The sequence below is a fragment of the Leptospira semungkisensis genome (assembly GCF_004770055.1).
Classification (GTDB): Bacteria; Spirochaetota; Leptospiria; order Leptospirales; family Leptospiraceae; genus Leptospira_B; species Leptospira_B semungkisensis.
This window is the reverse complement of sequence record NZ_RQEP01000018.1, coordinates 490495-508290: the sequence shown is the minus strand read 5'-3', so window position 1 is coordinate 508290 and position 17796 is coordinate 490495. Positions and strand designations below refer to the sequence as shown.

The 17796-nt window shown below is 42.0% G+C and carries 18 protein-coding genes; 9 read left to right on the top strand and 9 right to left on the bottom strand.

The genetic code is table 11. From position 1 onward, the window contains the following. Window positions 1–1191 carry an NnrS family protein gene (locus tag EHO59_RS13760; RefSeq protein WP_135589003.1) on the bottom strand — a complete coding sequence of 397 codons (1191 nt, stop codon included), beginning with the start codon at window positions 1189–1191 and terminating at the stop codon, window positions 1–3. Between the two features lie 302 nt (window positions 1192–1493). Between EHO59_RS13760 and EHO59_RS13755 the strand changes: the two genes are divergently transcribed. The 4 genes from EHO59_RS13755 (at window position 1494) to EHO59_RS13740 (ending at window position 7339) form a co-directional block, all read left to right on the top strand. Continuing rightward, the gene (locus EHO59_RS13755; protein ID WP_135589002.1) at window positions 1494–1727 is read left to right on the top strand and encodes a hypothetical protein; all 234 of its coding nucleotides are present in this window, start codon (window positions 1494–1496) and stop codon (window positions 1725–1727) included. A gap of 69 nt (window positions 1728–1796) precedes the next feature. Further along, window positions 1797–3164 (top strand): TolC family protein, encoded by a 1368-nt coding sequence (locus EHO59_RS13750; protein WP_135589001.1) that lies wholly within the window; start codon window positions 1797–1799, stop codon window positions 3162–3164. A 4-nt stretch (window positions 3165–3168) separates the two neighbouring features. Beyond that, window positions 3169–4194, top strand: a complete 1026-nt coding sequence (locus EHO59_RS13745; RefSeq protein WP_135589000.1) for an efflux RND transporter periplasmic adaptor subunit — start codon at window positions 3169–3171, stop codon at window positions 4192–4194. Between the two features lies 1 nt (window position 4195). Further along, window positions 4196–7339, top strand: coding sequence for an efflux RND transporter permease subunit (locus EHO59_RS13740; RefSeq protein WP_135588999.1), 3144 nt, complete (start codon window positions 4196–4198; stop codon window positions 7337–7339). 81 nt (window positions 7340–7420) lie between these two features. On the opposite strand, the gene EHO59_RS13735 is transcribed toward EHO59_RS13740, so the two are convergent. The 4 genes from EHO59_RS13735 to EHO59_RS13720 form a co-directional block, all read right to left on the bottom strand. After that, window positions 7421–7600, bottom strand: coding sequence for a hypothetical protein (locus EHO59_RS13735; protein ID WP_135588998.1), 180 nt, complete (start codon window positions 7598–7600; stop codon window positions 7421–7423). Window positions 7601–7761: 161 nt separating this feature from the next. Next, window positions 7762–8652: an alpha/beta fold hydrolase gene (locus tag EHO59_RS13730; protein WP_135588997.1), complete on the bottom strand. Its 891-nt coding sequence runs from the start codon at window positions 8650–8652 to the stop codon at window positions 7762–7764. Continuing rightward, window positions 8649–9140 (bottom strand): SRPBCC domain-containing protein, encoded by a 492-nt coding sequence (locus tag EHO59_RS13725; RefSeq protein WP_135588996.1) that lies wholly within the window; start codon window positions 9138–9140, stop codon window positions 8649–8651. Before EHO59_RS13725 ends, EHO59_RS13730 begins: the two co-directional genes overlap by 4 nt. A gap of 4 nt (window positions 9141–9144) precedes the next feature. Beyond that, window positions 9145–9483, bottom strand: a complete 339-nt coding sequence (locus tag EHO59_RS13720; protein WP_135588995.1) for an ArsR/SmtB family transcription factor — start codon at window positions 9481–9483, stop codon at window positions 9145–9147. Window positions 9484–9633: 150 nt separating this feature from the next. Here EHO59_RS13720 and EHO59_RS13715 point away from each other — a divergent pair, with 150 nt between their 5' ends. The 3 genes from EHO59_RS13715 (at window position 9634) to EHO59_RS13705 (ending at window position 11358) form a co-directional block, all read left to right on the top strand. Further along, window positions 9634–10011: a DoxX family protein gene (locus EHO59_RS13715; RefSeq protein WP_135588994.1), complete on the top strand. Its 378-nt coding sequence runs from the start codon at window positions 9634–9636 to the stop codon at window positions 10009–10011. 149 nt (window positions 10012–10160) lie between these two features. Then, window positions 10161–10550, top strand: a complete 390-nt coding sequence (locus EHO59_RS13710) for a DUF1304 domain-containing protein (RefSeq protein WP_135588993.1) — start codon at window positions 10161–10163, stop codon at window positions 10548–10550. Window positions 10551–10689: 139 nt separating this feature from the next. Next, window positions 10690–11358 (top strand): cysteine hydrolase family protein, encoded by a 669-nt coding sequence (locus EHO59_RS13705; RefSeq protein ID WP_135588992.1) that lies wholly within the window; start codon window positions 10690–10692, stop codon window positions 11356–11358. A 17-nt stretch (window positions 11359–11375) separates the two neighbouring features. Here EHO59_RS13705 and EHO59_RS13700 read toward each other — a convergent pair whose 3' ends face one another. From EHO59_RS13700 to EHO59_RS13690, 3 genes are all read right to left on the bottom strand, one after another. Beyond that, the gene (locus EHO59_RS13700; protein WP_342776329.1) at window positions 11376–13031 is read right to left on the bottom strand and encodes a HEAT repeat domain-containing protein; all 1656 of its coding nucleotides are present in this window, start codon (window positions 13029–13031) and stop codon (window positions 11376–11378) included. Then, complete coding sequence (locus tag EHO59_RS13695; RefSeq protein ID WP_135588991.1) at window positions 12980–13657, bottom strand: hypothetical protein; 678 nt, start codon at window positions 13655–13657, stop codon at window positions 12980–12982. The genes EHO59_RS13700 and EHO59_RS13695 overlap by 52 nt, the downstream gene beginning before the upstream one ends. 93 nt (window positions 13658–13750) lie before the next feature. Beyond that, window positions 13751–15025, bottom strand: a complete 1275-nt coding sequence (locus EHO59_RS13690; protein ID WP_135588989.1) for a hypothetical protein — start codon at window positions 15023–15025, stop codon at window positions 13751–13753. A 398-nt stretch (window positions 15026–15423) separates the two neighbouring features. On the opposite strand from EHO59_RS13690, the gene EHO59_RS13685 reads away from it, so the two are divergent. Both EHO59_RS13685 and EHO59_RS13680 read left to right on the top strand, forming a co-directional pair. Further along, window positions 15424–16473, top strand: a complete 1050-nt coding sequence (locus tag EHO59_RS13685; RefSeq protein ID WP_135588987.1) for a questin oxidase family protein — start codon at window positions 15424–15426, stop codon at window positions 16471–16473. 12 nt (window positions 16474–16485) lie between these two features. After that, window positions 16486–17016, top strand: coding sequence for a hypothetical protein (locus EHO59_RS13680; RefSeq protein WP_135588985.1), 531 nt, complete (start codon window positions 16486–16488; stop codon window positions 17014–17016). Here EHO59_RS13680 and EHO59_RS13675 read toward each other — a convergent pair. Then, window positions 17013–17765, bottom strand: a complete 753-nt coding sequence (locus EHO59_RS13675; protein WP_135588983.1) for a helix-turn-helix domain-containing protein — start codon at window positions 17763–17765, stop codon at window positions 17013–17015. The two genes, EHO59_RS13680 and EHO59_RS13675, sit on opposite strands and share 4 nt — an antisense overlap. Window positions 17766–17796 lie beyond the last annotated feature (31 nt).

Sequence of the window (17796 nt, the reverse complement as noted above, 5' to 3'; positions counted from 1 at the left end):
TCAAACTTTGGGGCCTGGTTTTAGATCTGCCCTGGGATTTATTAAGATTTTCGTATATTGAATCAGAAAAAGAAGGAAGGCTCCGATCCAAAAAGCTGCAGAAACAAAATAGGCTTCTCTATATTTATTCCAGAGGGGAAAAAAGACTCTAGAAATTACGGCGAGATTTAGAAAGACGTAGCCAAGTACAGTAAGTTTAGATGCGCGTATTGGTCTTCCTGTGTGGCCTAGTGAAACCCTAGTGATCATTCCATAGGTAAAGACTCCGATTGCTCCAACTGTAAAGATATGAAACGCAGAAGAAACCGGAAAAGTTCCTAAATGAGATAGCCCGAGATAGAAAAAACCTATGCTTAACCAAAAATATCCAGTGTGTAGGATCCAAAGGATAGGGATTCGAAGAGATTTCCAAGGCTCCCAAAAATACCAACGGACAAGATTTATGATCGAGAAGGAAAAGCAAAAGTATCCCGCATAAGTTGAAAATTCGGGAGCAAAATATATTCCGAACTCTAGAACCAAGAAAGCGAGTCCACCATACTGAATCATCCTCTCTAACGTAAGGAACTTTCTGGGATTTGATCCGGCTACAGCGACAGAGGAGAAGAAAGGCAAAATCCTTCCTGCTATCAGTAGAAGGAATTGCAAGATCACAAAGATGGATAGATGTATGAAGTGCATACTCCAGTCATTAGAGATCGCTCCTAAAAAGGAAAATGCTACAAGAACATGAAGAAAAAATAATAAAGAATATAGGATACCAATAATTCGATTGTGTTCTTGTCCTTTCTTGAAGAAGGCGGGGAGAAGATAGAAAAGAACGAGGATATCGAAATAGAGATCAAAGGTTAATGCTGCGTAGGAGATTGCGGGAGATGACAAAAAGCAGAATCTTCCTAAGACCCAAAGTGCGAATAGAAAACAGAGTTCCTTCCCTTGGATCAGGATGCTTTTGGTCCAATTTTGTCCTGCAGTAAAAAGAAAGCCGACTAGGATTGCTCGAGAGAAGCCGAAGACCATTTCGTAGGAATGCATTTGAATTCCTCCCACTAAGAAAGGCGAAGAAATCACGGAGAACAAGATGAGGATCCATACGAGTATCGCGAATAATGCGTGGATAGCGGCTCCTAAGAAAAAAGGACGGAAAGCGATCGACCAAATGTCTGAGCTAAAGAAGGAAGAAAATCTCATTCTTTCATAGTAAACGAATATCGGGATTCGTCTTTGATCTGGATCAAAATACGGTAATTCTTTTGGCTTCCCTTTTTCTGAGGATAAGACAAAGGCCTGATGTAACCTTGTTGAAATTTTAACAGACTACTTTAGGATGACCTAACCTTATCTTCAGTTCAAAGAAAATGCCAAGGTTCATTCAAATAGGAAACATAAGTGCGAGGCTCAGCTTAGTCTTAGTATTCCTTTTGAATTTTTCATTCTTATCTTTTTTTCCGAATACGGAAATAGTAGGATCTCATCATTCTCTGAAAGACTCAATGGCTCAAAAAAAGCCTTTGAGTAAAAAATGGATCGTCTTTCCTTCGGAAGAAGAGGACGGGATTTCTTTTGCTTGGGAAAGCGATTCTACCGAATACGATCCTGAAACTAGCTTAACTGATTTTTTCTTAACTAAGAACGAGATCACTAACGGGTGTTTTCACTTTCACTTTTGCCTTTCCGAAAAGCTACTCAGTTTACTAATTGATCTTCCCCCACCTGCGCTAGCATAATTCACTAATTTATTTCTTCGTTCGAAAAGATTCGGCGGAGCTGGCCTAGCTTAAAATAAGGGTGCGTTTATGTACGCTTGCGTTATCATTCTTCGGAATCAATTCATTCTAACTTTTCTTTTCTTCAGTATTGCTTATGCAAGATTGTTTGCTGCAGATCTACCTGAAAGCGATCTTAAGGCAAATATTATAATAACAGAATCCGATCCCAAGGCTTCTCAAATTAAGGGCAAGCCCCTTACCTTGCAAGAGGCAGAGAGATTATTCTTACGAAACAATCTTTCCTTACTATCTTCTCGCCTGGAAGTGGAATCTAAAAAGGCAGCGATCATCCAAGCAGGACTTTGGGAAAACCCGACAGTCTATGTAGATCAAAATATTTATAACCAACAGACAAGACAATACTTCGATACCACGAAGAACGGCGAGACCATGATCCAAATCCAGCAGCTATTCTATATGGCTGGAAAGAGAGACAAACGGGTTCAACTGGCGAAATGGAATCGAAGCGTTGCCGAGCAAATGTTCTACGACACTCTTCGTTCGCTAAAGTTGGAACTAAGATCTAGCTTCTTCCAATTATACTATTCTAGAAATGCATTAGAGTTTTATGAAGAAAGTATTCCTCGTGTCAAGAATACGATCCGAGGCGCAGAGAACGTTTATAAGAACAGGCAAATTCTTCTTTCAGAACTTCTGAGATTGAAATCCATTCTTTTTCGGTTGGAGACGGATCGTTCCGAGTTGATCAAGAATATTTTAGAAAGGGAGAAGGTGCTAAAGATCCTATTGAACGAAGCGGACCTGCTCGATGTCGAGCTTGTTCCTGTACTTCCCGGAATTGAAGAGACTATCTTTTCTCCACTAGTGCTCGAGCCGGATCGCTTATTGAATGTTGCCTTAGAGCATCGGCCGGATCTAAAAGGCTTAGAACTTCTTGTGAATGCAGAAAGAGCGAATCTTTCTCTGCAAAAAGCAATGGCAGTCCCGGATCTATCCTTGGGTGGAAGTTACGACAGAGCAGGAAATTATATCAAAGACTATTATGGTGTCACTATCTCCATGCCGATTCCCGTTTTTAATCGGAACCAGGGAAATATCCGCGCCTCTGAAACCGCTCTTGCTTCTAAGAAGGCAGAGCTAGAAGAAAAACTATTATCAGTAAAGTCTGAGGTCCGTTCCGCTTTGGGAATAGCAAAGGAGAAGGATAGGCTTCTTCAAGAATATAAGGAATCCTTTACGAAAGATTATAAGAATCTCTCGGCTTTGATGATAGAGAACTACAAGAAGAAATACTTAACGATTTTGGAATTTGCCGATTTCTTTGAGTCTTACAGCGAGAGTACTTTAAAAATGATCCGTTTACAGTCGGATCGGATAGAGGCGGTAGAAGTTTTGAATTTTACGGTAGGTAAGACCGTTTTCGGTGAGCTTTGATAGAATGAATCGAATATTCGAATTTTATAAAATGAATTTGGAGGGAAGGCCTGCGCGTTGGGTCATCCTTTTACTTTTGGGTGCCTTACTTCTTTGGGCAAATTCTTGGTATTCCTCTTATAAACTGAGGCAGGCTTGGAAAGAGGAATCGGATCGAAGTCCCAGAGCAGAACAAGGAGGCGAAAAGATCACCTTCCCGAAGGATTCTCCTGGACTCGCAAGAATCTCAACCTTGGTCGTTGGAAAAGGAGATGCTGTCTTTTCAGTAGTTGCACCTGCAAGAGTGATCGCAAGCATCAAGACTTCCGTGAACACCGGTGAGAAAATCATTCTCTTCGATTCTGGAGAGACCACTCAACTTTACGCTGAATACAAGAGAAGTAGGGCGGTTACTTCTAAGGCTCTGAAAGATCTTGCCAGGGTCCGAGATATGTATGTGAACCAGGCAGCTACAGGAAGAGAAGTTACTGAGGCAGAATCTAATTATGCGATCGCAAAGGCGGAAAGTGCAGAGACGGAGTCAAAGTTAAGGACCATAGGATTCAATCCGAAGGAATTGGATTCCGTCTCCGGATCCACTCTTTGGTTGATCTGCGATGTGCCTGAGTCTAGATTGAGTGAGGTGCAGAAAGGAGAGGAAGTGAAGATCCAGTTTCTTTCCTTTCCTGGAAAGAATTTTTTAGGAAACGCAGAAGCAGTGGGTGAGGTTGTGGATCCTGCCTTGCGCGCTGTTAAGGTCCGTGTTACTTTAAGAAATCCGAATGAAAAAATATTGCCTGGTATGTATGCCAGAGTGGATTTCGGAGATCCTAGAACATCTGTGATCGCTGTCCCGAACCAAGCAATCATCACTGTAGATGAAAAGAATTACGTATTTGTTTCCGATGATAAGGGTGTCTTTACTCGTAGAAGGATCACTATAGGAACCTCCGGAGAAGAAAAGACGATCATCACCGATGGAATTTCTTCAGGAGAAGAGATTGTAACCGACGGGGCCATGCTCTTGAAAGGCTTGAGTTTCGGATTCTAATATGATCGAAAAACTTATATCCTTCTCCTTGAATCATCGAGCTCCGAGCATTATTCTCGCGATCGTTATTCTCTCCTTCGGCGCTTGGTCTTGGATGGAGATCAAGAAGGAAGCATATCCTGACGTGGGAGATACTCAGGTAAGTGTGATTGCTCTCTTTCCGGGCAAGGCAGCCTTGGAAGTAGAACGAAGAGTGACCCTTCCCTTAGAAAGAGAATTGAATTCGGTTCCTTATGTACTTACCAGAAGATCCAAAACGATTTTCGGACTGAGCGTACTCCAACTCGTGTTCGAAGAAGGAGTCAGTGATTTCACTGCAAGACAATTGGTCTTAGAAAGACTGAGAGATGTAGACATTCCGGACGAAGCGGAAATCTCTCTTGCTCCTTTGACAGGACCTGTCGGAGAGATCTTTCGTTATACATTAGAAGGCACAGAAGATTTTACTCCGATGGATCTTCGAACTCTACAAGATTGGGTTGTGATCCCCGCACTTCGACAAGTTCCCGGGGTAGCAGACATTATCAATTTCGGAGGATTGCAAAAGCAATATCATATCATCACGGATCCGGGGAGATTGTATCGATACGGTCTTACTCTTTCTGATGTCTTGGATGCAGTTCGATCCAACAATCGGAATACGGGAGGAAATATTCTCACGAGAGGGGACCAGGGATTCGTGGTCCGAGGACTAGGAGCCATTCAGAGTGTAGATGATATACAAAACATCGTAGTTACTGCTGTAAAAGGAACTCCTATCTACATTGGTAACCTTGCGTCCGTAGAAGAATATCCAAGAAGGCCCGACGGTATCTTTGAATACGTTATCCGACATCCGATTACTGGAGAGATCCGCTCGGGAACTTCCAGTGTGCAAGGGATAGTCGCGATGCGGAGAGGGGAAAATCCTTCCGAACTGATAGAAAGAGTGAAGGCAAGGATCAAGACCTTGAACCAAACTGGTCTTCCGAAAGGTGTTAAGATTGCTTCTACTTATGACAGAACAGAGCTAGTCCAATACACTGTAAGAACAGTTTATAGAACTCTCTTCGAAGGAGTGAGCATTGTTACACTCGTGCTTGTCTTTTTCTTAGGGAGTGTCCGCTCCGCATTAGTAGTAGCTTCTACCATTCCAGTTTCTCTGCTCTTCGGTTTTTCTATGATGAAGCTGACCGGTATACCTGCAAATCTTCTTTCCTTGGGGGCAATTGACTTTGGGATCATCGTGGATGGGGCCGTGGTCATGGTGGAGAATATTTTTAGGAAATATTCAGAAGCAAGGTCTCAGAAAAAAACGAAGATAGGATACTCGGAACTATTAAAGATCACTCATGATTCTTCGTTAGAAGTAGGAAGAGAGATCTTCTTTTCGATAGGGATTATCATCTTCGCATATCTACCTATCTTCACATTCCAAAGGGTAGAAGGAAGATTATTCTCTCCTATGGCGTTTACTCTTTCTTTTGCTATCTTTGGAAGTTTGCTTCTCACTTTAACTGTTATTCCCGTTCTCATGACTTTCATTTATAGGAGTAAGCTTGAGAAATACGATCCTAAGCCTTTAGAAAGTCAAAACTTTATTTTTGTAAAGATCCGAGAGTTCTACAATACACTTCTTGCGTCTCGTTTGCGTTCCGCTCGCAAGACTGTTACATATTCCATTGTTGGCGTTATTCTAATATTAGGATTTAGTTATTATAAGATAGGAACAGAATTCTTACCCGAGCTCGATGAAGGTGCCATTAATATCAGAGGTTTTTTCCCGGTAGGAATGCATTTGAAAAGCGGGGAACAATATCTAGGAACTGTAAAAGAGATCTTATTAAAGAACGAGCAAGTTTCCGAAGTACTGATTCAATTGGGAAGAAATGATGAGGGAACGGATCCTTACGGGCCGAATCGAATGGAGATACTCGTCGGGTTGAAGGATTACGAACTTTGGAGGGAGAAAATATCGAAAGCAGAACTCTTAAAGCGTATCAAGGATTCTCTTTCCATAAATTTGCCTGGAGTTCATTTCTTATTTTCTCAACCGATCATAGACAACGTGACCGAATCAGTTACAGGCAGCGTGTCCGATCTCGCTATTTTTGTGAACGGTGAGGACCTTCTTCTTTTAAGAGGTTATGCGGAGAAGATTTTGGACATAGTGAAATCTATTCCCGGCGCCACAGAATCCGGAATAGAACAGGAAAGAGATCAGGCTCAGCTTACCATAGAGATAGATCGAAAAAGATCCGCGCGATTCGGTATCAATGCAAAAGATATCTTGGATACGATCGAAGCTGCAATTGGCGGCACGGAAGTGGGAGAATTATATGAAGGTAATAAACGCTTCGATATTCTAGTAAGATATACTACTGATTTTAGATCTTCTCTAGAAAGAGTGAAAAATCTTTTAGTGGCTTCTCCTTCTGGAGGAAGGATCCCATTATCCGAACTTGCCTCGGTAGAATTAAAAGACGGACCTACAATCATCCAAAGACAGGACGGTAAGAGACAAATCTCGATTCGGACCAATATAAGGGGAAGAGACCAGGGAGGCTTTGTAAAAGAGGCAAAAGAAAAAGTAGAAGCGAATACTCAGATTCCTGAGGGAATTAGCATCGGATGGGGAGGACAATTCGAGAACTTATCCAGAGCGGGAAAGAGATTGAGGATCGTGATCCCAGCCACGTTATTCTTCATCTATTGCTTTTTGTTTATGATCTTTCGAGATGGAAAATATGCCGTCCTTGCTATGTCAGGAATTCCAATCTCTATGACGGGCGGTATTATTGCGCTACTTCTAAGAGGGATGAATTTTTCAGTCTCTGCTGGTGTAGGCTTTGTATCCTTGTTCGGAATCTCAACTATGACAGGAGTGCTATTCGTTTCCAGAATGATCCATCTATTGAAAGACAAGGATCATCCTGATCCGGAAAGATCCGTATTGCAAGCAGCAGCTCTACAGTTTCGCCCTAGGCTTATGACAGTATTACTTGCCTTGCTCGGACTCATTCCAGCAGCAACTGCCTCCGGAATCGGTTCCGATGTGCAAAGACCTCTCGCCACAGTGATCGTAGGAGGTCTTACTTTGGAATTGTTTACTCTAATCTATTTGCCTTGTATCTTCTATCTTAGTATTAAAGGAAAGAAGATCTAACGTGCAAGAGAGGTAAGATGGATTTAGAATTATGTTCTAAAAGATTGGCTCAAGGAGAAGGGTGAGCGGTCAATCTATCAATTAAGGAAGTTCCGAATAAGAGATCTCTGTGAATTCTCCCCAGAAATCTTGGTCTCTTTCGAAAGGGTTAAAGTAAGCAGAATCAGAAAGGATTAAACGCCCATCGATTGAAGTTTGTTTTGTAACAGTTTCTTCCACCTCGGTCTGTTTTTCTGAGGAGTTATCATTCTTGCTTAACATGCAATATCAGACGTGTCGATCCGAAATTTCCGTCAAAAATTTTGATTATAGCTCTGATTTTTTAGAAAGAAATTTATTCCTTGAGAGGTGTCAAAACAAGAGTTTGAAATTTTTTTCCAAACTCTTGTTTTATATAAAAGCAAATCTTGATGGCTATTGGATCAGGGAGAATCCAAAAAGTCCTCGATCAATGAGGCGCTTAATTCGGGATAACGACTCGCTTTGGGAGAAGACAATATCTCGCCCAAGTATTCGCCATGTCCTCCTGGTAAGATGATCAATCTGGATTTCGGGATCAAGTGAGTAATTTCCACCGCGTGTTCCGGTCTCGTAATATCTTGGTCTCCCAGGATTACCAAGGTGGACGCTTTGACTGAACGAACATCTTTGTCGCTTACGTCTTTAAAGTTAGCCATTCGATCTATATCCTTTTCAAACATGTTCCTTAATTTCTGAGGATCCGGATTTACTTTTAAGAATGCTTCCTTAAGAGGCTCAGGCATATCGGAGAAAGAAGGCTTTTTAAAGATAGACCAAAATTGCAAAGGACTCCCTGATCTTTTGGTAATAGAAGAACCGAACACAAGCTTACGGACTAACTCAGGATGGCGGATAGCAACCTCCAAGGCCACACTTGCTCCATTACTAAAGCCGAATATATCCGCTTTCTCTATTTTCAGATATTTTAAGAGAGACACTACATCTTCTGCAGAAGTCTCAAAGCGGACCGGCTTGTTCCTGTCGCTCGTTCGACCGTGAGCTTGTTCTTCTAAAGCGACCACTTTCCTATGCATTGCGAATATAGGAAGGATCTTACCGTAGCTGACCTCAATTGTGGAGCCTCCTCCGTTTAGAAGTACTAAAGGGATTCCATCGTTCTTGCCATGGACTTCATAATAAAGTTGGATTCCATTGATCTGCGCATATCCGGATTCTTTAGGATTTGAATGAAAGGATGGAACATTCTCTCTTAAGGTGAATGGACTGCCGCTCATGCAGGAAACCAAAGAGCAAACTAAGATTGTTATAACTAAATAGAGAGATGTTTTCATACGAGTTTTCCTTCTTCTTGTTTCTTTAAGAATTCAATGATCTTGTTCAAATGATCCATTGTGCCTTGCCTTCTGGATGCGACTCCTTCGTCTCCAGGAGTTCCGTCTAAGAATGCTACTTGTTCTGAGAATACGAGCTTGGTTTGTTTCGGGCCGATCTCTTCGATCTCAATTGTGGCAATGGAACTGGAGTAGATCCTCTGGTTCATATGCATATCGTAATCGAATACGATCCTTTCTTTCGGGCGAATATCGTGAAAATGCGCAGTATAAAGAGTTTCCAAAGTGCCGCCAAAATTTCCGTGAAGGATCTCCTTTCCCCCGACCTTAAAATCCAATTCTCTATGAATGAGCACCCAATCTTTAGGGCCAATAAACCAATGGGACTTTGCTTCTGAACTGGCCCAGGCTAAAAACACAAGCTCCGGACTATGATTATAAACTTTTTCAATCTGAAAAGATTCATGTGCGATCTTCGTTTTTGTCATCTGATCATTTCCTCTCTTTCTCCAGCCGGTTCAAATACTCATCCAACTGATCCAAATTCTTTTCCCAAAATTTTCTTCTTTGAGAAAGCCAGCTTTCCATCATCTTAAAGGAGCGAGGTTCAACCTGACAGGAACGTACCCTTCCTACCTTTTGGGTCTTGATAAGACCACTTTCTTCTAAGATCTGAATATGCTGCACTACAGCAGCCATACTCATATTCAGTGGACTTGCAAGCTCACTTACCGAGGCCTTCTTCTTGCTCAATTGCTCTACTATATTTCTACGAGTAGGGTCTGAAAGAGCGTAGAAGATCCGATCTAAAGAAGATGAATAGTTAAGCATTTGCTTTAGTATTGAGCCATATTAAAAATAGTCAAGCGTTTGCTTAACTATTTGTCGAAATATTTTTTCCTCTTATCCTATGATAATGACAGGAAGCGGACTTAGGTTTATTCTAAGATACAATGATTATTAGATAAGAGAGGTCTGTTTATGGAGTTACTACCTTTAGTGGGAAGGATCTTATTCGCGGCAATTTTCGTCTTGGCAGGTCCAGGTCATTTTACCTCGGAGAGAATTTCTCATGCTTCCGATCTAGGAGTTCCCCTTGCTTCGATACTTGTCCCATTGTCCGGGGTGATCGCGTTTGTGGGAGGTCTTAGTGTGATCTTGGGTTATAAGGCAAAGTTTGGTGCGCTTCTGCTTATATTGTTCTTAGTGCCTGTTACTTTTATGATGCACCAGTTTTGGGGAATTTCGGATCCTCTACAAGCGCAGATCCAGAAGGTAATGTTCATTAAGAATATTTCTCTTTTGGGAGGAGCAATATTGATCGCATACTTCGGCTCAGGTCCCTATAGCGCCGAGTAAAATTAGGGAAGGACTGTGACAGAAATAGAAACAAATTTGAAGAAGGAAACTTTTTTATCCTTAGCCTCCGGAAGAGATAAATCTTTACAAGGGAATGCGCTTCTGGTAGAAACTTCTCGAACCCAATTTAATAGAGTTAGGAGAGAAGGATGATCTTAGCAGCCAGGATTTTAGCCGCAATAGTCGGCCTGCTTCATGTTTGGATTTTTATAATGGAGAGCATTCTATGGATGCGACCAGCTATCTATCGCCGTTTCGGAGTTTCTGATAGCAAATCAGCGGAAGCAATGAAAGCGGTTTTTCTAAACCAAGGTTTTTATAATTTGTTTCTCGCTATAGGAGCGCTATACGGTGCAGCCTTCTATGATATTCATGTTTGCTATGCACCTGCGATCATGGCATTCGCTTGTCTTTCCGTATTCGGAGCGGGAACAGTGCTTTTCGTTTCTAAACCGAGTATGGCAAGAGCTGCGATTATCCAAGGGCTTCCTCCTTTGGTCGCATTGATCCTGATCGCTCTGTCTATGTCCGGCCAGTAATCGTAAATAAGAAGGATCGTTTTCGAAAGGCTTTGCCTTAGAACGATCCTTCTTCCCTTTCTTATATCCATTGATCACGATGAATCAATGGATCCTCCAAAAGTAGTGACTAAATCTAAGGAACTTGTAGAATTAGTCTATGATCCGATTTCTTTTCATTCTACTTCTATCCTTTAGTCTAGTTTACTCATCTACAGACGAATTAAGAGCAGAAGGGAAACCTTCTCTCGATCTTACAAAAACTGCAGTCTTAGTTATGGATTATCAGAACGCGATCGTAAATGGCGGATACGTGAAAAATCCGGATGCATTCTTGGGAAAGGCGTCTCAGATATTGGGCCTTGCAAGAAAGACAGGAGTCCCAGTAATCTATATCGTTGTTGGTTTTCGTCCAGGTTTTCCGGAAGTAAGCCCGAATAATATGATGTTCGGTGCGATCAAGAAGAATGGAGGACTCGGAAAAGATCCTAAGATGATGGAGATCCATTCAGCAGTCACTCCTCAAGCGGATGATATTATCGTCACCAAACATAGGGTAGGTGCCTTTCTCGGCACGGATCTCGATATGATTTTAAGAGCGAGAGGGATCGACACTTTAGTAATGATGGGAATCGCCACAAGCGGAGTCGTTCTCTCTACTCTGCGTTATGCGTCAGATGCAGACTATAGAAACGTAGTGATCAAGGATCTTTGTTCTGACAGAGATCCTCAAGTGCACCAGGTTTTAACGGAGAAAGTTTTTCCGAGACAGGCGGACGTGATTACTTCGGATGATCTTATCGAAATACTTGTAGGGGTTCCTAAGTAGTATATTCGATCCGCCTTTTATTTTTCTTTGTTCTTCTCTTTCAATCTGAACCAATTGATCCATTCATTCTTGGAAGAATATTTCAATCCTGTGATCGATTTCAATGCGGACAAGATTAGCTTTCTGTTTCTCTGAACCTTTTCATCTTCCAATAAGGAGATGAGAACAGGAATGCTTTCTTTATCCTTCTTGGCTGCTAATTGAGAAACAGCGACTTGATGTAAGTTGATATTGTTGCTAAGCGCATATTTTTCTAAGATCTTTCTGGATTCAGTTCCGGAAATGGAAGCAATGGCAGATAACGTAATTGGTGCAAGATCCGGAAAATCTTCTGTCTTTTTGTCTAATAGAGCCAAGGACTTAGGAGAAGCGATCATCCCCAAGCTTTCGGACGCAATCTTCGAAAGTTTTTGGTCTTTAGACGCGCAAGCTTCTTCGATATAAGGAAGTGCTTCCTCGGAACCGATTGCTCCTAAGGCCCAGACCGCGCCATATTTCGCTTCACCCGGATCTTCCTTTAATACTTTTGCAAGTACGGGAATGCTCTTCTTATCTCCTAAATATCCGAGTGCTTGTGCGACTATTTCTCGATCCGGAACACTCTCATCGAATAGAATTTTTTCCATCTTCTCTCTTGCAGGAAGATACTTGGTCCTTCCTAATACATGAGAAGCCGGCCCCTTAGAAATCCCAAGACCTTTCGTAAGGATCTCCATTAAATGCCTTGGGGTAGAAGGATCTGGGACTCCGATCAAGACATCTGCTGCTCGGTATCGGATCTCTCTATTCGAATTTTCTAAAATGGGGAGCATGAGAGATATGGATCTAGGATCCTTGATGTCTACTAAGGCGATTGTTGAATTCTCTCTTCCTTTTTCGAAATCGCCCTGCAATGCCTTCGCTAAAAGAGGCACAGATTTTTTACTTCCGATCTTTCCTAAGGCTAAATACGCTGCTGCAAGAGTAGGGCCGGGCTCGGAAGAATTTGCCAAACCGATCAAGTAATCTTCCGATTCTTTTATATTCAATTTTCCTAAAGCCATCGCGAAAGTTTTGGCTTTTTCCGGATCCTTATTTGCTTTTGCAGCGGCAAGAATTGCTCCTCCGGATTGTCTGGCATTGATCCTGACCAGAGTATCAACCGCCAAAAGCCTGAGAGTCGAGCTTTCTTCGCCAAGAAGAGAGGTGACTTGGTTGCCTGCACTTGGATCTTCCATGCGAGAGATCGATTCCAAGACGGTTTCGATATCGATCTCGGATTTAGAATGAAGCAATCGGATGATTTCAGGAAGAGAGACTTTGTCCTTCCAAATTCCCAGAGCGAGAACCGCGGGAGCCTTGCTTAAGGGATCTTTTTTAGAGTGTAGGATCTCGCGAGCGACCGGGATGAACTTTCTCTCGTTTCTTTTGGCAAGCTCTAGTAGGGCCAAGGATCTCAATCTAGTGTTCTCACTTTTTAGATCCGACTCGAGTTGTTCTGTACTCGGGGGCTCCTCTTCCTGTATTTCAGGCAAAAGATCCGGTTTGGGAGGGCCCATGCATCCGGATCCGAATAGCAGAGCTAATAGGAGAATGTATTTAATAGAAATATAATGTTTACTTTGCTTCATGATTATATATGTTAAGGAACGGAAGAAGAAATCTGCTGTAGTTGCTGCAATTCTTTCTGCCAAACCGAAATATCGCTGTTTGCCTGAGGGATCTGAGAAGAATCCATTCTTCCTTGTTGAATCGCATACTGGACCAATTGTATCCGCGATTCTAACTCTGCAATCTTATACCCGAAATATGCTTTTTGTTCTTCTGGAGAAATATTCGGATCGTTCGGGCGATTCGCTAAGGAACCAGGTTGTGCGTACTTTCCTGCATTTCTGAAAAGTGCAAATTTTGCTTCTGCAGAAGTCACCTTATCCAATCTTTCTCTAGCCTTCTTCTCATCTTCTTGGCTAAGAGGAGGTTTGAATTCTCTGGGAATATATATATTGCGAGGATATTTTACGGCAAAGTCTGCCCATTCATCCTTGATCTTCTCTCTTTCTTCTTTGGTTTTCTTTTCTTTGAATGCTGCCGGCCAGAGGCGTTTGGCCTGGCCTTCCAGATCCGGATCTTCTTGGAAAGGATGAGGTGCATCCGGAAATTCTAAATTGCTCGTCCCGTATTTTCTATTCACTACTTCAGAAGCTTCTTCTTCTAAACTAGGGGACTTGGATTCCTTCTCTGGCCAAAGAAGAATAGAAAAACATAATATAATAAGAAGGCCTACGACGAACCAGGGCCAGTAGCGGCGAATTGATTGCATAAGAATTTATTTAGTTCAAGACTAGGAGAAGAATTCTCCGATTTTGAGTAGAGCCCGAGTCTTGCGACTCGGGCAAAATTACCTTCGAAATTTTTATACGAAAATTCCGATGACCCAGGAGATGAACTGTCCGAACAGAGTGTCTGTTAGGAATTTTTTCAAATCGATTGGGTTGCGATTCAAAGAATCATAGTACCAAGCAGTGTATTCACTTACTTGTGGAATAGAGTATCCGTATTTGGAGTTGATCGCTTTGATCAATTCGTTTGCGAATACTGAATGTCCGTACATATTAGGATGCACTCCATCTAATCCGAAAATACCAGGCTGACCTGGGAGAGGCCAGTTTGCTTTCGCATAACCTGGGCTGTATCCGGAAGGACTTTGGATCAATCTTCCGTTCTCTTTCAGATCGTCAAAAAGAACTTTTAAGTCTGCCAAAGCAAAACCCATCGCTACAGCTTGCGCTTTCACTTCATTGTTCAAGCCAGTTAAGAAAGTAGTAATAGTTGCTATTTCAGTCTTATCTAATACTTGAGAAGGATCGGAAACGGAAGAACGGAAGAATGCCTTAAGTCCGGAATAGTTTGCTCTTCCTTGCGGATCGGTATAGTTTTCCAAGAAAGCGATAGAAGTTACATTCGGAACTGTGAATAGAACTCCTCCTTTGATGGATCCGATCGCTGCCAATTTGGACATGGTGGAACGGATATCGTTTAAGAATCTTGTTTGATCCAAGCAATCGGTAGAAGTGCTTAGTGCAGTACAAAGTACATGGTTTGCTGCAACTGTTCCAAACAAGAAGCTAGGTTTAACAGCTTGCATGACTTGCAGCTGGGTTCCTGAGTTTCTTAGACCGAATTGGTGGAATTTATCAGGAGTCTCGCAATCAGGAACTTGCACCCAACGATATGTATACCAATACCAAGTTGCCCAGTACCATTCTTTGGCCCAAGTAGTTGCGTTAATATTGGAACACTGTCCTGAAGTTTGTAATACGGTGGTATAGTCCGCACCTGTGATTCCTGCATGTGTAGGAAGACTTACAGTTGCTCCGTTACCGCCTATCACGGAAGATGCGATGCAGAACACTCCACAATTTCCGTTTAATACGTCTTCGAAGTTTAGGTAAGGCCCTTTCAGCACATTATAGGAAACACCAGAGCCTGCTTGCTTAGAAACTAAAACAGGATAAGCCCAGTTCTGAGTTTTTTCCTCTACAGTTGCTCCATAGAAACCTTGGCTGAGTGAATCTCCGATCACTCCAGGTTTTGCGAACATTTGCGCTTGGCTTTGCGCGGCCAGCGACGATGCGGATACAATTAAGAAAATCCCGCCCAGGACTTTCCAAAAGTTTCGATTGTTCATTTTAAAATGTTACTCCACTCTCTCTATTGAAGGAGATCGTTTTTATTCTCTTCGAGCCACAATTTAGAAGCGAGTATTGCTAAGTCAATTTTCAATTGAAAAAGTAAATTTTCTTTATTGAACATTCGTAATATTACATTGAAAGAATCTGTGCTGAACAATGTTCGTAATGAAGTTTCTCTATCATTGTTTGATATATAATTATACTTTTATAATATACTAACATGACTTTTTGTCCCTCTGGTAATTATTTTGCATAGTAAGGTTTTTTACTTCGTGAATTCTTTGTGAGAAACCAAAGGATCGATGCTGTTTGCCATAGAAAGCGTGCGTAAAATTTCAGGATCGTAGCAAGATCTTACAAGCGCGCTGTTCCGGTATATGCTATTCTTTAGAACATGATACAAACAAAGTATGACATATTGGATGATGCGTTGAAGGAATTACTTCCTTATTCTACCGAGCTGAAGAATGGATTAACAAGCCATGCTACCATGGTTGCAGAGGCTCTCTGTGCATTGGGCAAACAAGAAGAAGTAATTCCTTGGATACAAAACTATATGAGGGGAATGGAACAAAAGCCTCCTGCCTTCGAAACGATTACGAATGGAAATTGGAAAGAAGCCTTGGGCAAGACCGATCGCAATACGGACTGGGCGCTTTTCTTTGAACGGGAACTAGAGCATTCTTCTTGGCAGAAAGTCTTGGGCCTTTGGGTGGATCGACTTTCCCCAGGATTTTGTGGGGACGCAACTCATGGGATCATTCGGGTAGGGCATGCAGTTCGTAGCCTTTCTCAATCGCAGACTAAGATTAGGCTTCTCGAACTCGCGGAAGCGTTAGGAAGATGGGCCTGCACCTACCAGGTGCTGCCTGATCAGAGAACTACGGATCTTCTCAGAGAAAGGCCAGAGAAGGCGATCGATAATATTCTTATCGTTCCAAAAGAATTAAGAAAATATAATGGAACCATAGTCTCCGCTTTGGAGGATTTGGATCATGATCCTAATTTTGGATCCGTTATCAGTATGGTGGATCTGAGTGGAGATATTGGATTAACGATCTCCGAGATGACTTCTGCCTTCGCAAAAGTATTCTTGGAGAATGCTCATGATACTCTTGGTGCGATCGTTTTTACTCATGGAGTGACGAGCCTTGTAGCATTTCGTCATCTTCTTCCTTATTTAGATGAAGAAAGTAAGAGAAAGACCTTGGAATACGCCTGGCAATCTTCTTGTTCTCTCTATGCAAGTTTTGGTAATCCAATTGCATTTGATACAAAGACAAAGAATCCATTAGATCCGGAGGCCTTAATCGATATAGCAATACGGAACGGAGACGAGCATGCGATCAAATTAACAGAAGCCTGCCTTCTTGAAAACAAGGTACGGCCGAATCCGATGTATCTTTTTGCTTCTGAAAAAGCTTGTCATTTGCTAAAGGCATAGCTAGGTCTCGATATGTTGGATTATCTGCAAAAGGAACTTCTTCCTAAACTTGGATTTGCGTTAATGTTCGCAGGGATTTTAAGGATCATTTCTTCTTTTCAATCCGATTGGGGAATTTTGAGCCAGAAGGATCTTTATGGGATCATCGATATTTCCTTATTTCTGGGCACGGTCGGTTTTTATTTTAAGATGAGGCCTTCCTTCCTTAGTCTTGGATTCTTGGGATCTATGCTTTCACTTTTGTCGACTGCAATCCTTGCGAGTAGGCTCTGGATCGATTACCAAACGAATCCTTATTTCATTTCTGCAGGAGCATTGTTAATCGGTTATATCTTGATGACTGCAAGCGCTTGGAGATGGAAACGGATCTTCTTTCTCCCGTTCCTATTCTTTTTGGTCTCAATGATCCTGGGAGCAATCGGGAACTTCGTATCTGCAGTTCGGTTCTTTTATCTATTGTCCGGAGTAAGTTTCGGAATCGGAGCATTCTTAACCGGACACTTCTCCCAATATCAAATTTCTTTCCTGTATAAAAAGGTTTAGAAGAAATAGAATTTAGTCTTGGAGTTCAAGAATAGAGAAGGAGCAAAGCCATACGTCTTCTTGAAGGAATTTGTAAAATGAGCAGAGTCATAAAATCCCGCGCTTAACGCTGCTTCTGTCAGATTTTCTCCGTTTGAAATTGCTAAAGAAGCAGCCTTTAGTCTCTGCCATGTTTTGAATTCACTGAGAGAAATTCCGGAAGCTTCCTTGAATAGATGCTCTAGTCTGGAGGAAGAAAGTCCCGCTAGATTTGCGAGTTCTTCTATGTTTAAATTTTCAGAGAGATTTTCGGAGATCTTATCCACGACTGCAGAGATTCTCGCATCCATTTTGATCGGTCCAAAATTTGCCGGGATCAACTGATCTACTTCTGCCAATAGCTTTCTCTGACGATCTGTATCTGAGTTTGTTTCTTCTAAAAGATTCGAGATCTTTCGGAAAGGATCTTCTAAGACCTTTGGTTCGATCTGGATCCCAGGACCTTTCGAATCAGACAAGATCTTCTGAACATCCTGGGTCTCTATGCTCATTGCAGAGATCAGATGATTCTTCGCGTCTATCTTGATCTGAAGTCCTTGGGGAACCAAAGCACATGTACAGTTTTGCCAGTTTCCATTTGGCTCGGCTGCGATCCGAAAATTTTCAGAGTTTAAGCTACAGATCAGATAGGCAGAACGTTCTGAATGAAAGGAAAGTTGTTCCAATTTTCCAATCAGAAGGGATCTAGAGTTCCAAACGAAGATTTTCAATGGAGGACCAAACGTTTCCAGGTATAAGTCT

Excerpts from the sequence above, each read along its gene's own strand:
- EHO59_RS13760 (WP_135589003.1), bottom strand. The coding sequence starts at position 1,191 with ATGAGATTTTCTTCCTTCTTTAGCTCAGACATTTGGTCGATCGCTTTC.
- EHO59_RS13755 (WP_135589002.1), top strand. The coding sequence starts at position 1,494 with ATGGCTCAAAAAAAGCCTTTGAGTAAAAAATGGATCGTCTTTCCTTCG.
- EHO59_RS13750 (WP_135589001.1), top strand. The coding sequence starts at position 1,797 with ATGTACGCTTGCGTTATCATTCTTCGGAATCAATTCATTCTAACTTTT.
- EHO59_RS13745 (WP_135589000.1), top strand. The coding sequence starts at position 3,169 with ATGAATCGAATATTCGAATTTTATAAAATGAATTTGGAGGGAAGGCCT.
- EHO59_RS13740 (WP_135588999.1), top strand. The coding sequence starts at position 4,196 with ATGATCGAAAAACTTATATCCTTCTCCTTGAATCATCGAGCTCCGAGC.
- EHO59_RS13735 (WP_135588998.1), bottom strand. The coding sequence starts at position 7,600 with ATGTTAAGCAAGAATGATAACTCCTCAGAAAAACAGACCGAGGTGGAA.
- EHO59_RS13730 (WP_135588997.1), bottom strand. The coding sequence starts at position 8,652 with ATGAAAACATCTCTCTATTTAGTTATAACAATCTTAGTTTGCTCTTTG.
- EHO59_RS13725 (WP_135588996.1), bottom strand. The coding sequence starts at position 9,140 with ATGACAAAAACGAAGATCGCACATGAATCTTTTCAGATTGAAAAAGTT.
- EHO59_RS13720 (WP_135588995.1), bottom strand. The coding sequence starts at position 9,483 with ATGCTTAACTATTCATCTTCTTTAGATCGGATCTTCTACGCTCTTTCA.
- EHO59_RS13715 (WP_135588994.1), top strand. The coding sequence starts at position 9,634 with ATGGAGTTACTACCTTTAGTGGGAAGGATCTTATTCGCGGCAATTTTC.
- EHO59_RS13710 (WP_135588993.1), top strand. The coding sequence starts at position 10,161 with ATGATCTTAGCAGCCAGGATTTTAGCCGCAATAGTCGGCCTGCTTCAT.
- EHO59_RS13705 (WP_135588992.1), top strand. The coding sequence starts at position 10,690 with ATGATCCGATTTCTTTTCATTCTACTTCTATCCTTTAGTCTAGTTTAC.
- EHO59_RS13695 (WP_135588991.1), bottom strand. The coding sequence starts at position 13,657 with ATGCAATCAATTCGCCGCTACTGGCCCTGGTTCGTCGTAGGCCTTCTT.
- EHO59_RS13690 (WP_135588989.1), bottom strand. The coding sequence starts at position 15,025 with ATGAACAATCGAAACTTTTGGAAAGTCCTGGGCGGGATTTTCTTAATT.
- EHO59_RS13685 (WP_135588987.1), top strand. The coding sequence starts at position 15,424 with ATGATACAAACAAAGTATGACATATTGGATGATGCGTTGAAGGAATTA.
- EHO59_RS13680 (WP_135588985.1), top strand. The coding sequence starts at position 16,486 with ATGTTGGATTATCTGCAAAAGGAACTTCTTCCTAAACTTGGATTTGCG.